This is a genomic window from Pseudomonas sp. C9 (assembly GCF_002000165.1).
GTDB lineage: Bacteria > Pseudomonadota > Gammaproteobacteria > Pseudomonadales > Pseudomonadaceae > Aquipseudomonas.
On the sequence record NZ_MPAK01000001.1, the window covers coordinates 984,691 to 998,255 of the forward strand.

The 13,565-nt window shown below is 59.6% G+C and carries 9 protein-coding genes and 1 tRNA gene; 5 read left to right on the top strand and 5 right to left on the bottom strand.

Features of this window, described 5'->3' with window-relative positions; genetic code table 11:
• Positions 1 to 137: 137 nt before the first annotated feature.
• Entirely contained in the window at positions 138 to 1,619 is a 1,482-nt protein-coding gene (gene gltX, locus BMS17_RS04725) for a glutamate--tRNA ligase (protein ID WP_008037650.1), read from the bottom strand.
• Positions 1,620 to 1,839: 220 nt separating this feature from the next.
• Here gltX and BMS17_RS04730 point away from each other — a divergent pair, with 220 nt between their 5' ends.
• A complete protein-coding gene (locus BMS17_RS04730) occupies positions 1,840 to 2,889 on the top strand; it encodes an HlyD family secretion protein (protein ID WP_077430542.1) in 1,050 nt (349 codons plus the stop codon).
• Positions 2,879 to 4,429, top strand: coding sequence for an MDR family MFS transporter (locus BMS17_RS04735; protein ID WP_046026908.1), 1,551 nt, complete (start codon positions 2,879 to 2,881; stop codon positions 4,427 to 4,429). The genes BMS17_RS04730 and BMS17_RS04735 overlap by 11 nt, the downstream gene beginning before the upstream one ends.
• Before the next feature lie 91 nt (positions 4,430 to 4,520).
• Here the strand turns inward: BMS17_RS04735 and uvrB are convergent, their stop codons facing one another.
• Positions 4,521 to 6,536, bottom strand: coding sequence for an excinuclease ABC subunit UvrB (uvrB, locus tag BMS17_RS04740; protein WP_046026909.1), 2,016 nt, complete (start codon positions 6,534 to 6,536; stop codon positions 4,521 to 4,523).
• 338 nt (positions 6,537 to 6,874) lie between these two features.
• Here uvrB and BMS17_RS04745 point away from each other — a divergent pair, with 338 nt between their 5' ends.
• Both BMS17_RS04745 and BMS17_RS04750 read left to right on the top strand, forming a co-directional pair.
• Positions 6,875 to 8,071 carry an amino acid aminotransferase gene (locus BMS17_RS04745; protein WP_077430543.1) on the top strand — a complete coding sequence of 399 codons (1,197 nt, stop codon included), beginning with the start codon at positions 6,875 to 6,877 and terminating at the stop codon, positions 8,069 to 8,071.
• Between the two features lie 237 nt (positions 8,072 to 8,308).
• A complete protein-coding gene (locus BMS17_RS04750) occupies positions 8,309 to 8,509 on the top strand; it encodes a hypothetical protein (protein ID WP_077430544.1) in 201 nt (66 codons plus the stop codon).
• Here the strand turns inward: BMS17_RS04750 and BMS17_RS04755 are convergent.
• Positions 8,506 to 8,736, bottom strand: a complete 231-nt coding sequence (locus BMS17_RS04755; protein WP_046027137.1) for a hypothetical protein — start codon at positions 8,734 to 8,736, stop codon at positions 8,506 to 8,508. The genes BMS17_RS04750 and BMS17_RS04755 overlap by 4 nt on opposite strands.
• Before the next feature lie 227 nt (positions 8,737 to 8,963).
• Here BMS17_RS04755 and BMS17_RS04760 point away from each other — a divergent pair.
• Positions 8,964 to 9,039: transfer RNA gene (locus BMS17_RS04760), tRNA-Asn, on the top strand.
• A 240-nt stretch (positions 9,040 to 9,279) separates the two neighbouring features.
• On the opposite strand, the gene BMS17_RS04765 is transcribed toward BMS17_RS04760, so the two are convergent.
• Positions 9,280 to 12,366 (bottom strand): efflux RND transporter permease subunit, encoded by a 3,087-nt coding sequence (locus BMS17_RS04765; protein ID WP_077430545.1) that lies wholly within the window; start codon positions 12,364 to 12,366, stop codon positions 9,280 to 9,282.
• Entirely contained in the window at positions 12,363 to 13,484 is a 1,122-nt protein-coding gene (locus tag BMS17_RS04770; protein WP_077430546.1) for an efflux RND transporter periplasmic adaptor subunit, read from the bottom strand. The genes BMS17_RS04765 and BMS17_RS04770 overlap by 4 nt, the downstream gene beginning before the upstream one ends.
• Positions 13,485 to 13,565: the final 81 nt, after the last annotated feature.

Below are 13,565 nucleotides of genomic sequence, written 5' to 3' on the forward strand. Positions count from 1 at the left end.
GCCGCAGGCTGCGTTCGAGTGCGCAGCACTCGCGATTCGGCCACCCTGCCCTTTCAGACAGAATGTGTAGCGGCCACAAAGGGCCGCTGCGCAGCCCAACGCAGCCTTCGGCAGCTGCTACACGGGAACGGAGTGGATCAGGCGATGTTGCCCAAGAGTTTTTCCCATTCCTTGTTTTCTTTCTTCGACACGCCGCCCAACAAGTCAATTGCCTGGCGCAGACGGAAACGGGTCAGGTCCGGACCGAGGATTTCCATCGCATCCAGCACCGACACCGAGCTGGCCTGGCCAGTGATCGCGGCAAACATCAGCGGCATGGCGTCACGCAGCTTCAATTCCAGCGATTCGACCACTGCCTGAATCGTCGCGGTGATGCTGTCCTTTTCCCACTGACGCAGGCTTTCCAGCTTCCACAGGATCAACTGCATCAACTGACGCACCTGATCGCCCGAAAGCTTCTTGGATTCGAACAATTTGGCATCCGGATTCACGCCGCCGGCAAAGAAGAAACCGGCGAGCGGAGCCACCTGGCTGAAGGTTTCAACGCGGCCCTGAACGTGCGGCGCGATCTTCATCATGTATTCCGGGTTCAGCGCCCAGGTCTGCAGGCGCGAGGCGAACTCTTCCACCGGCAGATCACGCAGCCATTGGCCGTTGAGCCAGGACAGCTTCTCGATGTCGAAAATCGGCCCGCCCAGCGAGACTCGGCTCAAGTCGAAGTTGTCGACCATTTCCTGCAGCGAGAACTTCTCGCGCTCGTCCGGCATCGACCAACCCATGCGGCCCAGATAGTTGAGCATCGCTTCCGGCATGAAGCCCATGCGCTCGTAGAACGTCACCGAGGTCGGGTTCTTGCGCTTGGACAGCTTGCTCTTGTCCGGGTTACGCAACAGCGGCATGTAGCACAACTCCGGTTGTTCCCAGCCGAAGTACTCGTAAAGCAGGATCAGTTTCGGCGCCGACGGGAGCCATTCTTCGCCGCGCAGCACGTGGGTGATACCCATCAGGTGGTCGTCGACCACGTTGGCCAGGAAGTACGTCGGCAGGCCGTCGGTCTTCATCAGCACTTGCATGTCCATGCGATCCCACGGGATCTCGACATCGCCACGCAGCATGTCCGGCACCACGCACACGCCTTCGCTCGGCACTTTCATGCGGATGACGTGCGGCTCGCCTGCCGCCAGGCGACGGGCGACTTCTTCCTTGGACAGCAACAGCGCACGGCCGTCGTAACGCGGGGTTTCGCCGCGTGCCATTTGCTCGGCGCGCATCTGGTCCAGCTCTTCGGCGGTGCAGAAGCACGGGAAGGCATGACCCATTTCAACCAGTTGCTGGCAATACTTCTGGTAGATATCGCCGCGCTCGCTCTGACGGTAGGGACCGTGCGGGCCACCGACGTCCGGGCCTTCGCTCCAGTCGATGCCCAACCAGCGCAGGGCGTCGAAAATCTGCTGTTCGGACTCGCGGGTCGAACGCAACTGGTCGGTGTCTTCAATCCGCAGGATGAACTCACCGCCATGCTGCTTGGCAAAGCAGTAGTTGAACAAAGCGATGTAAGCGGTACCTACGTGGGGGTCCCCGGTAGGCGATGGCGCGATGCGCGTGCGGACGGTGGTCATGGCAAGTCTCGAAATGAAGATAAAACAAAGGGCGAATGGTAACAGGCGATACCCGCCCCGCTCCAGTGAACAGGGCATTTAAGCCAAGTTTGCGTCTACAGAGCGCGTATGGCGTGGTGAATGGCCGAATATCAACCGATGGCATTTACCGCTTGTCGGCTGTATGACAGATTCACCTGCTGATAACTTTCCTTACAATTTCTCGACTACAGTCTGCCCCATGCCTGCCCAACTCAAGCGTCGCCTGTTTATTTTCTTGTTGCTCGTCCTGCTGATTGCCGGGGCCTTCTTTGCCCAGTGGTTCTTCAAGGGGCGATTTTATGAAAGCACCGATAACGCCTATGTCCAGGGCGAGATTACCCGCGTCTCAAGCCAGTTGAGCGCGCGCATCGACCAAGTCTTGGTACACGACAACCAGCATGTCGAAAAAGGCCAGTTGCTGGTCAAGCTTGAAGGCGCCGACTTCCACCTCGCCGTTGACCGTGCCAGCGCTGCCCTCGCCACTCGCGAGGCCGAACGCCTGCAAGCCCAAAGCAAGCTGACCCAACAATCGAGCCTGATCGCGGCCAGTGAAGCGCAAGTCGCGTCCAGCCAGGCGAGCCTCGGCCGGTCGCTCATCGATTTGACTCGCGCCCAAACCCTGCGCAAACCCGGTTTTATTTCCGAAGAACGGGTGACCACCCTGTCCGCCGATAACCACATCGCGCGCTCGCAGGTCGTCAAGGCTCAGGCGGACGCCCAGAGCCAACGCCAGCAGGTCAACGCCCTGACCGCTGAGATCAAACGTCTTGACGCGCAGATCGCCAACGCCAAGGCCGACCTGGCGCAAGCCGAACTGAACCTGACCCGCAGCGAAATCCACGCACCCATCAGCGGCCTGATCGGCCAGCGCGCTGCCCGCGAAGGCCAGGTGGTGCAGGCCGGCGCGTATTTGCTGTCGATCGTCCCGGACCAGGACATCTGGATTCAAGCCAACTTCAAGGAAACCCAGATCGGCCACATGGTGCCTGGCCAGAGCGCCGAACTGATTTTCGACGCCTACAGCGACACACCGATCAAGGCGCGAGTCGACAGCCTGTTCGCCGCTTCGGGCGCGCAGTTCAGCCTGTTGCCGCCGGACAATGCCACGGGCAACTTCACCAAAGTCGTCCAACGGATTCCGGTCAAACTGACCTTCGCCGCGGACAATCCGCTGCAAGGGAAGATCCGCCCGGGCATGTCTGTCACCGCCAAAGTGAACATCAAAGACGCCCCTGGCGATGGCCGGTGATCAACTGATCCGCCCGGTCGGCGAACCGACCCGGCGGGACTGGATCGCAGTCATGAGCGTGATGCTCGGCGCCTTCATGGCCGTACTTGACATCCAGATCACCAACTCCTCGCTCAAAGACATTCAGGGCGCCCTGTCGGCCACCCTTGAGGAAGGTTCGTGGATTTCCACCTCGTACCTGGTGGCGGAAATCATCATGATTCCGCTGACCGCCTGGCTGGTGCAATTGCTCTCGGCGCGGCGACTGGCGGTGTGGGTTTCACTGGGATTCCTCGCCTCCTCGCTGCTGTGTTCCATGGCGTGGAGCCTGGAAAGCATGATCGTCTTCCGCGCCATGCAAGGCTTTACCGGCGGCGCGCTGATCCCGCTGGCGTTCACCCTGACGCTGATCAAACTTCCGGAACATCACCGCGCCAAGGGCATGGCCATGTTCGCCATGACCGCCACCTTCGCGCCCTCCATCGGCCCGACGCTGGGCGGCTGGCTGACCGAGAATTGGGGCTGGGAATACATCTTCTACATCAACGTGCCGCCGGGCCTGATCATGATCGCCGGCCTGATGTATGGCCTCGAAAAGAAGGAAGCGCACTGGGAGCTGCTCAAAAGCACCGATTACATGGGCATTCTCACCCTTGGCGTCGGACTCGGTTGTTTGCAGGTGTTTCTGGAGGAAGGCCATCGCAAGGACTGGCTGGAATCGAACCTGATCGTAACCCTGGGCAGCATCGCACTGATCAGCCTGATCACCTTTGTGATCGTGCAGTTTTCCAAACCCAACCCGCTGATCAACCTCGGCATCCTGCGCAATCGCAACTTTGGCCTGTCGAGTATTTCCAGCCTGGGGATGGGGGTCGGGTTGTACGGCTCGATTTATCTGTTGCCGTTGTATCTGGCGCAGATCCAGAACTACAACGCCCTGCAGATCGGCGAAGTGATCATGTGGATGGGCGTGCCGCAGCTGTTTTTGATTCCGCTAGTGCCCAAGTTGATGAAGTACATTTCGCCAAAGTGGCTGTGCACCCTGGGATTCGGGTTGTTCGGGCTGGCGAGTTTTTCATCGGGAGTGCTGAACCCGGACTTTGCCGGGCCACAGTTCAATCAGATCCAGATCATCCGCGCGCTGGGCCAGCCGCTGATCATGGTCACCATCTCGCTGATCGCCACCGCGTATATCTTGCCGCAGGACGCGGGGTCGGCGTCGAGCCTGTTCAACATCCTGCGCAATCTCGGCGGCGCGATTGGCATCGCCCTCCTCGCCACCCTGCTGGATGCGCGAACCAAGACGTATTTTGATTATTTGCGCGAAGCCATTGTGCCGAGCAATGCGCAGGTGGCCGAGCGGCTGTCGTCGATGGCGGACAGGCTAGGCAATGAGACGGCGGCACTGGCGAAAATCAGCGAGATTGCGCACCAACAGGCGTCGATCATGGCCTACAACGATGCGTTTCACTTTGTCGGGATTGCGCTGGGGGTGAGCATGCTGGCGATCTTGTTGACCAAGAAATTGCCAGAGGGGATTAAGGCTGGGGAAGCACACTAAGACCGAGTACGCCCCTATCGCGAGCAAGCTCGGCTCCTACATGTAGGAGCCGAGCTTGCTCGCGATGGAGGCCTGACAGGCACCGCAAATCTCAGACAGTAATCAACCGCTCCCGCAACTTGCCAATCTCATCACGCATCTGCGCCGCCGCTTCAAACTCCAGGTCACGCGCGAGCTGATACATCTTCTCTTCCAGGGCTTTGATACGCTTGGCAACCTCGCCCGGCGAGCGCAATTCCGCTTCGTACTTGGCGCTTTCCTCGGCAGCCTTGGCCATGCCCTTGCGCTTCTTGCTGCGCGAACCCGGCACGGTGGCGCCTTCCATGATATCGGCGACGTCCTTGAACACGCCCTTGGGCGTGATGCCGTTGGCCAGGTTGAAGGCGATCTGCTTGTCGCGCCGCCGCTCGGTTTCGCCAATCGCCCGCTCCATAGAGCCAGTGATGCGGTCGGCGTACAAAATCGCCCGGCCGTTGAGGTTACGTGCCGCCCGGCCGATGGTCTGGATCAGCGAGCGCTCGGAGCGCAGGAAGCCCTCCTTGTCCGCATCGAGAATCGCTACCAGCGACACTTCCGGCATGTCCAGGCCTTCACGCAGCAGGTTGATCCCCACCAGCACATCAAAGGTGCCCAAGCGCAGATCACGAATAATTTCGACCCGCTCTACCGTGTCGATGTCAGAGTGCAGATAACGCACGCGAACGCCGTGGTCGGCCAGGTAATCGGTCAAGTCTTCGGACATGCGTTTGGTCAGGGTCGTGACCAGAACCCGCTCTTCGAGCGCAACGCGCTTGGTGATTTCCGAAAGCAGGTCGTCGACCTGGGTCAGCGCCGGGCGGATTTCGATTTGCGGATCAACCAGCCCCGTCGGACGCACCAACTGCTCGACGACGCGGCCGGCATGCTCCGCTTCGTAATTGCCCGGCGTCGCCGAGACGAAAATCGTCTGCGGGCTGATGCTTTCGAACTCGTCGAAACGCATCGGCCGGTTATCCAGCGCCGACGGCAGGCGGAAACCGTATTCCACCAACGTCTCTTTACGCGAGCGGTCGCCCTTATACATGGCGCCAACCTGCGGCACGCTGACGTGGGATTCGTCGATCACCAGCAAGGCGTCAGCCGGCAGGTAGTCGAACAACGTCGGCGGCGCCTGGCCGGACTCACGGCCGGACAGGTAGCGCGAGTAGTTTTCGATCCCGTTGCAGTAGCCCAGTTCGAGGATCATCTCCAAGTCGAAGCGGGTGCGTTGCTCCAGACGCTGGGCCTCAACCAGTTTGTTGTTGGTGCGCAGATAATCGAGGCGTTCCTGCAACTCGACCTTGATCCCTTCGACGGCGCCCAGCAGGGTTTCACGCGGCGTCACGTAGTGGCTTTTCGGATAGAAGGTAAAGCGTGGCAGCTTGCGGATCACTTCGCCGGTCAGCGGATCGAACGCCGACAGGCTCTCGACCTCGTCATCGAACAGTTCGATGCGGATCGCTTCGAAATCGGATTCCGCCGGGTGGATATCAATCACATCGCCACGCACCCGAAAAGTCGCACGAGCGAAGTCCATGTCGTTGCGGGTGTATTGCAGGTCCGCCAGGCGACGCAGCAGCGCACGCTGATCGAGTTTGTCGCCGCGATCCACGTGCAACACCATCTTCAGATAGGTCTCCGGGCTACCCAGGCCGTAGATGCACGACACGGTGGTGACGATGATCGCGTCTTTGCGCTCCAGCAACGCCTTGGTTGCGGACAGGCGCATCTGCTCGATGTGGTCGTTGATCGAGGCGTCTTTCTCAATGAAGGTATCGGACGACGGCACGTAGGCTTCGGGCTGGTAGTAGTCGTAGTAGGAAACGAAGTACTCCACCGCGTTGTTCGGGAAGAACGCCTTGAACTCGCCGTACAACTGCGCGGCCAGGGTCTTGTTCGGCGCCAGCACCAGGGTCGGACGCTGCACTTGTGCAATCACGTTGGCGATACTGAAGGTCTTGCCGGAGCCGGTCACACCGAGCAACGTCTGGTGCGCCAGCCCGGCTTCGATGCCCTCGACCATCAGGCGGATGGCTTCTGGCTGATCGCCGGCGGGCTCGAAGCGGGTGACTAGCTGGAATTCAGACATTCAATACCCCTGGATTCGCGCCTGCCCGGTCAAATGGGACAGCAACGAAAAAGACCGCAAACGGCTAAAACCGCCCGAGGAAAAAACTGGATTGTGCTCAATGTGGAGTCGATTGCCTGCTCTTTCAAGGCAAACGTCCTACATCCGGCGAATCGTTTGACGTCAGCATTCGACTAACGGTCGGAAAATAATCGGAAAAACTTAACGGAAAAGCCCAATCGTCTGTCGCCATCGATCGCAGATGGCCTCTATACTAGCTCCCCGTTTGTGCACCGCTCTAGTGCATTCGGCTGGAGCGCGACACGTCCCTCCATTCTCCATTCAGAGCCGCCGCAAAAATGAGCCTGTTCTCCGCTGTCGAAATGGCACCACGCGATCCAATCCTGGGCCTCAACGAAGCATTCAACGCCGATACCCGTACCAACAAGGTCAACCTGGGGGTCGGTGTTTACTGCAACGAGGAGGGGCGAATTCCACTCCTGCGCGCCGTTGTCGAAGCCGAGACGATTCGCGCCGCTCAACACGCTTCCCGCGGCTACCTGCCAATCGACGGTATCGCTGCCTACGACCAGGCAGTGCAGAAACTGCTGTTCGGCAACGACTCGCCACTGATCGCCGCTGGCCGCGTCATCACCACCCAAGCGGTGGGCGGCACTGGCGCACTGAAAATCGGTGCCGACTTCCTCAAGAAACTGCTGCCGAACGCCGTTGTGGCAATCAGCGACCCAAGCTGGGAAAACCACCGCGCACTGTTCGAGACCGCCGGCTTCCCGGTACAGAACTACCGCTACTACGATGCCGCGACCCACGACGTTAATCGTGCCGGCCTGCTGGAAGACCTGAACGCCCTGCCAAACGGCTCGATCGTTGTGCTGCACGCCTGCTGCCACAACCCGACCGGCGTGGACCTGAGCCCTGCCGACTGGAACAACGTGCTGCAAGTCGTCAAAGCCAAGGGTCACGTACCGTTCCTCGACATGGCCTATCAAGGTTTCGGCGATGGCATCGACGAAGACGCCGCCGCTGTGCGCCTGTTCGCCGAATCGGGTCTGACGTTCTTCGTATCCAGCTCGTTCTCCAAATCGTTCTCGCTGTACGGCGAGCGCGTTGGTGCGCTGTCGATCGTCAGCGAGTCCAAAGAAGAAAGCGCGCGCGTACTGTCGCAAGTCAAACGCGTCATCCGTACCAACTACTCCAACCCGCCAACCCACGGTGCAAGCATCGTCGCCGCTGTGCTGAACAGCCCGGTATTGCGCGCCCAGTGGGAAGAAGAACTGGCTGAAATGCGCCTGCGGATTCGCGGCATGCGCATCCAGATGGTCGACACCCTGGCAAAAAACGCGCCTCAGCGCGATTTCAGCTTTGTGGGCCGCCAGCGTGGCATGTTCTCTTACTCCGGCCTGACGGTTGAGCAAGTCACCCGCCTGCGCACCGAGTTCGGCATCTACGCCCTGGACACCGGCCGCATCTGTGTGGCTGCGTTGAACCAGAGCAATATCGACGTGGTGACCAAGGCCATCGTTCAGGTGATCTGAGTCGTCGCGTGATTGAAAACGGGAAGCCTTATGGCTTCCCGTTTTTTTATGGGTTGCAGATATCTCTCGACCCGACGGCCAAGCCCTCTAGACTGCACACCATCCCATTGTGGGAGCCGGGCTTACCCGCGATGAGGCCATCATATTCAACATTGATGTTGGCTGATCGACCGCTATCGCGGGCAAGCCCGGCTCCCACAAGTTATGAGTAAACACGAGAATTCTTGCGAGAACCCCATGAAAAACGATGACCTACGCGCTGACCGCGATGAGCTGGACCACTTCGTGCCTCGCACCCCAGCCAAACGCGGCAACAACCTGGTGCTGCAAGTCGCAGCGGGCGTATTTCTTGGCGGCCTGGCCTTGTGGCTGGTGCAACTGGGCGCCACGATGCTCTATGCCAAACTGATGCTCGGCACCCTTACCTTCGGCGGTTAAGCCAGTTCGGTGGCACGCTGACTGGCGGCGTCGTCATAGGCGACGTAGAGCGATTCCGCCACCTGACTCTTGATGGCCTTGGTGCTTTCAAGCCCCAGAACAAACCCTTCGGCCTTGCCGCCAGCACGGTTCAACTCCTCGGCGTTGCTGGCCTGAGTGATTGCGTCGAACAGTTTTTCGGCGTGCGGGCCAACCCCTTTGGGCAAGCTGATCTGAGCGATGCTCATGCGAACACCCCGTTGTTGAGAGGTGTAAGGATTGAATGGTTCATGGCGCGTACCTTTTCGGCGAATGGCCGGCAGCGCGTGTGACCACTTCCGGGCGGCCATGGTAGACCCCTGAAACGATTCTGGTAACCGCCCACGACCGATTAACCGCCGTCTGTCCCGACGAATCGGTCAAGTTGCTATCAGACGCTTGACTTCTCTTTTTGAATCAGTAACATAGGCGCCATTCCGCGATAGCTCAGTTGGTAGAGCAAGTGACTGTTAATCACTGGGTCCCTGGTTCGAGTCCAGGTCGTGGAGCCAGACAAGGTTCCAGAGAAGGCTTTCAAAATCTCTGCCCCCCCGAAAAACCCGCCTTCTGGCGGGTTTTTTTCGTTTGCAGGTCAAGCGAATACTGGCGGATGCCATTGCCCCCCATAGAAGCTAGAAGCCAAGAACCAAGCCAAGACGGAGGCCCCATCAACGGCCGCCACCTGGAAAGCGTTGCCCTCGACTGGCATTACGGCACGACCAAAGCACACAGTGATCGGTGGCAAGCGGTACTCAAGCAACGTGAGTGTTCGCTGCAAGCTCATGCGCGGGCTCAGGCTTGATCTTGAACCAGAGGGCGTACATCGCTGGCAGGAACACCAGGGTCAGCACTGTGCCGGCAAACGTACCGCCAATCAGGGTGTACGCCAGCGTTCCCCAGAACACCGAATGGGTCAGCGGAATGAACGCCAGCATCGCCGCCAACGCCGTGAGAATCACGGGCCTCGCGCGCTGCACAGTGGCTTCGACCACTGCGTCATAAGGCGACAGACCGGCTTGCTTATTAGAGTGAATCTGGCCAATGAGGATCAGCGTGTTGCGCATCAGAATCCCTGACAAGGCAATCAATCCCACCAAGGCGTTGATCCCGAACGGCTGCTGGAACAGCAGCAGAATTGGCACCACACCAATCAGGCCCAAAGGCGCGGTGGCGAACACCATCATCATTGCCGACATCGAGCGCACCTGAACGATGATGGTCAGCAACATCAGCGCGATCATGATCGGGAACAACGGCAGCAATGCCTTGTTTGCTTTACCCGACTCCTCGATCGCGCCGGCAAACTCAATGCGGTAGCCCGCCGGCAGCTTTTCGATGATGGGTTGCAACTGCGTTATCAAGGCGTTGGAGACATCGGGAGGCTGAAGACCTTCAGCCACGTCACCGCGCACGGTTATCGTCGGCGTACGATCACGACGCCGCAGAATGGGCTCCTCCATGCGCACATCCACCGCCCCTACCTGAGACAGCGACACGCGCTGCCCTTGGGCGCCGGTCAGCGTGAAGGCGGCAATTTTCGATGGATCCAGACGCGTCTCTCCCGCCGAGCGAGCGACCACCTGAACCGAACGAATGTCCTCACGCACCTCGGTGACAGGCACCCCCGTGAGCAGAAATTGCAGCTGTTGCGCGACATCGCTCGAGGTCAAGCCGAATGCTTGCAGGCGATCCTGATCCAGCGTGAGATGAAGTGCCGGTGCGCGCTCGCCCAAGTCGGTGTTGACGGTCCTCATCAGGGGGCTGACGCTCATGACCGCACGCACCTGCGCGGCGATATCTCGTAACACCGCGGGGTCGGCGCCCATAACCCGAAAGGCCACCGGATACGGTGAATAAGGACCAAATACCAACTGCGTCACCCGCACCCGAGCTTCAGGCGCCAAGCCATCGGCCGCCGCTTGTCTGAGGCGGAGCTTGAGCGCCTCACGCTCTTGCTGATTCGCGGTCAGGACGACGATTTTTGCGAAGGATGGATCGGGTAGTTCAGGGGCCATCGCCAAGTAGAAGCGCGGCGCGCCCTGGCCAATGTAAGCAGTGACGATCTTGGCCTCCGGCTGCTGAGCCAACCACGCCTCGACCTTGGCCGCCGCCTCATCAGTCTGTTCGATAGAGGTGCCGTAAGGCATCTGCACCTCAACCAGCACCTCAGGTCGGTCGGACGTGGGGAAGAACTGCTTGTTGACCACGCCCATGCCCAAAATCGCAACAACAAACAAGCCCACGACGGATGTCGCCACCAGGCCTTTGCGGCGGATCACACTGCCCAGCAGGCGCCTGAAACGCTGGTAGTTCGGTGTACCGTAAATCGCCGTATGCCCGCCTTCAGGCACCTTGATCTGCGGCAGCAGTTTGACGCCCAGGTAAGGGGTAAACACCACGGCCACCACCCAGGAAGTGATCAGCGCGATGCCAACGATCCAAAACATGTTCGCGGTGTACTCACCAGCGGTCGACTTGGCAAAACCGTTGGGCATAAAGCCGATCGCTGTCACCAACGTTCCCGACAACATCGGCGCGGCCGTGTGGCTCCAGGCATAAGCGGAGGCCTTGATTCGGTCGTAGCCCTCCTCCATCTTCACCACCATCATTTCAATGGCAATGATTGCATCGTCCACCAGCAGTCCCAGCGCCAGAATCAACGAGCCCAGGGTAATTCGATCAAAGTCTTTGCCCGTGGCCGCCATGACAATGAACACGGCCGCCAGGGTCAGCGGCACCGCCGCGGCAACCACAACGCCGACACGCCAGCCCATGCTGAGAAAACACACCAGCAGCACCACGCCCAAGGCAGCAAAAAACTTCACCATGAACTCGTTGACGGAGGCGCCAATATTCACCGCCTGATCCGTGACCTTGGTCAGGCTCATGCCCAAAGGCATCTGCTCGTTGATCGCTGTGGCCTCAGCGTCCAGCGACTTCCCCAAATCCAGGCCGTTCCAGCCGTCGCGCATGACCACGCCGAGCAACAGTGCCGGCTCGCCGTTGTTACGTACCAGGAACGTCGCGGGGTCCTCATAACCACGCTTGACCTCAGCCACATCGGACAACTTGAGGGTTCTGCCTTGCACCGTCAGTGGGGTATTGCGAATCTTCTGCAGGTCATCAAACGCGCCATCCAGGCGGATGAAAACCTGTGGGCCCTTCGCTTCTACCGAACCTGCCGGGGTTATCATGTTTTGCGTGTTCAACGCACTGAAGATGTCTCGTGCGGAAATGCCCAGTGTCGCCAAACGCTCGTAGGACAGCTCGACAAAAATGCGCTCGGCCTGTTCACCGATGATGTTGACCTTCTTGACACCCGCCACATGCAGCAGACGCTGGCGCAAGCTCTCGGCTTCGCGCACCAATAGACGTTGCGGCTCGCCCTTGGCCTTGAGCGCATAGAGCGCGAAGGTGACATCGGAATACTCATCATTGACCATCGGGCCGATCACCCCAGACGGCAACCCCTTCTGCTCATCCAGGATTTTCTTGCGCGCCTGGTAAAATTCCTCCTGGACGGCTGAGGGGGGCGTGCTGTCGAGCAGGTACACCGTAGTGAATGCCAAGCCGGGCCGGGTAAAGGTCTCGGTTCGATCGTACCAACGCAGTTCCTGCATGCGTTTTTCCAGCTTTTCTACCACCTGGTCTTGCATCTCCTGGGCCGTCGCCCCAGGCCAGGCAGTGACCACCGTCATTTGTTTAATGGTGAATGCGGGATCTTCCGCACGCCCCAGTTTGAAGAAGGCGTACAACCCACCCACAGAAATCAGCAGGATCAAAAACAGGGTGATTGAGCGCTCGCGTACGGCCAGCGCCGAAAGATTGAAGCCGCTCATCGACTTACCTCAACCACTGAATTTTGCGGAGCATCGGCGAGTTCAGTCCTGACCTTCTCTCCCTCGCTCAGCAAGTGAGCACCCAATGCGACAACTCGATCACCCACCTGCAGATCCCCCGTCACGCGCACGCTGGCCTCATTATTCAGGCTGCGAACCTTGATCGGGCGCCATGCCACCTGCTCCGGTTCCCCGCCCACCACCCAGACCCCCGGGCCTTTACCGGCGTCGTAGAGGGCCCCCATGGGCACCTGTAATTCCTTGGCATCAGCAACATCCGTGTCAGCGATAACCACTGAGATCGTCGAACCCAGGGTGGCGTTGGAGAGCGCCCCCTCCAGCACATAACGCGCTTCAAACGTTCGGGTCTGTCGGTCGGCAGAGTCGGACAACTGGCGTAAACGCGCGCTACCTGCAGTCTGGTGCTGGCCGTATAACTCAACCGTCGCCGCCGAGCCCAGCGCAGGACGTAACGTCTCGGGTAACTGGATCACGGCCTCGCGCTGCCCTGAATGGGCAACGCGTACCACCACCTGCCCTGCGCCAACTACCTGCCCCGGCTCCGCCAAGGTATCCACTACCACCCCGTCAGCATCCGCCAGCAACGTCGAATAACCGGTCGCGTTTTTCGCCACATCAGCCTGGGCCTGGGCAGCGTTGAGTTGGGCTTTCGCCGAGTCGGCAGCTGCTTTGAACCCTGCGTAAGCTGAAGCAGATACCGCTCCGACGGACACCAGATCACGGTAGCGAAGCTCGTCATCGGAGGCCTGCCGAGCTCGGGCCATGGCGGCCAGTACCGCTTCCTGCTGTGCCCGCGCGGTCAGCGTCAGGTCGTTGGCATCGATTCGCATAAGTGACTGCCCGCGCTTGACACTTTGTCCAGCATCCACCAAACGCTCCAAGACCTTCCCAGGTACCCGAAAACCGAGATCGCTCTGAACTCGGGCCGCGACGATACCGGTGAATACCCGTGCCGCAGGCGCGGAGGGTTGAACCACGCCGATACGCACCAAGGGCACTTGAAGGCGAGGATCGGCAGGCGTGGCCTCGTTGCAGGCCGCTAGGGCAAACGGCAACAAGACAATGAAAATGGCTGACATGCGGTGGCGCTGGATCATAAAGATCTCTCGGTAGCGGATGCACCATGCTTATTCAAGTGACCATTTATGTCAATAGTCACTACCGAGACGAATGAACAT